Source organism: Marinomonas gallaica, from assembly GCF_001639745.1.
Lineage (GTDB): Bacteria > Pseudomonadota > Gammaproteobacteria > Pseudomonadales > Marinomonadaceae > Marinomonas > Marinomonas gallaica.
Genome location: NZ_LTAX01000047.1, coordinates 1 through 1,238 on the forward strand (window position 1 = coordinate 1; position 1,238 = coordinate 1,238).

Here is a 1,238-nt window from a genome sequence, read left to right on the forward strand (position 1 = left end):
TGTAGTGGTCAACTAATTCCGGACAGTAAATTAGGTTGATTCTCTGCTTTGGCAGGTGGCACTCCATCGTTAAATTGATGCGGCCTGCGCCAGTTATAATAATCCATCAGATAAAAACTAATGTCTCGTTTTGCTTCCCTTTGAGTTATGTATCCAGTGGTTGGCATCCATTCTGACTTTAAGCTTCTAAAGACTCTTTCCATCGGAGCATTATCCCAGCAATTACCACGACGGCTCATGCTCTGCTTCATACGATAACGCCATAGTCGTTGTCTAAATTTTCGGCTTGTATATTGGCTTCCTTGATCGGAATGAAACATTACATTTTTAGGCCGTCCACGTTGCTCATAAGCCATGTCTAAGGCTTTTACGACAAGCTCTGCATCTGGCTTTGACGAGAGTGCCCAACCGACTACACGACGACGATATAGATCTAAAACGACTGCTAAGTAGTACCAGCTTCCCTCTGCCCAAATATAAGTAATGTCACCACACCAAACTTGATTGGCAGTGCTAACACTGAATTCACGGTTTAAGTAATTTGGGATACTAAGGCATTCATCTCCCGTTTTCTTGTAACGATGAGCGCCTGGTTGTTTGCTGCATAAGTTCGCTTCCTTCATCAAGCTTCTTACTTTGAAACGTCCTATCGTGTAGCCTTCGTCATGCAACATACTTTGCAGAGATCGACTGCCTGCTGATCTACGGCTATCAGTGAAGAGCTTTTTTATTAAGCTACGCTGCTCCAAACGTTCAGCATCGATCTTTTGTTTATGCTTTAGGTCGTCATAGTAACTACTGCTTGGTACATCGAATACATCGCAGAGCAGTTCGATCGATTCATGCTCCCTTAATTTCTTGATTAGCGCGTACGTTCCAGCTCGTCCGACATCAAGAGAGCGGTAGCCTTTTTTAGAATGGCTTTTTCCCTCTCTAATCGGCTAACTCTAGCTTCGAGCTCTTGTATGCGCTGTTGCTCGGACGTTAAAGCCTTCGCTTTGGGTGTGATGCCTCCGCGTTCAACTTTTAACTGATCAACCCAACGCCTAATAGCTGTTTCACCTACCCCTAAAGACTGGCAAGCCTCAGTAAAGCTGTAGCCTTGATCAAGAACTAAGCTAGCAGCTTCATGTTTAAACTCTGTTGAAAATGTGCGACGTTGTTTTGCCATTGGACACCTCTTTTAATATGGCTATGTTACCACCTAAAATGGTGTCCGGTTTCATTAGACCACTACA

The 1,238-nt window shown here is 43.9% G+C and carries 1 protein-coding gene; it reads right to left on the reverse strand.

The window, feature by feature from the left end; genetic code table 11:
- Positions 1-8 precede the first annotated feature (8 nt).
- A protein-coding gene (locus AYW76_RS19010; RefSeq protein WP_156489108.1) for an IS3 family transposase occupies positions 9-1,171 on the reverse strand; the annotation gives its coding sequence in 2 pieces (ribosomal slippage) (positions 9-916 and positions 916-1,171; 1,164 coding nt in all).
- Positions 1,172-1,238: the final 67 nt, after the last annotated feature.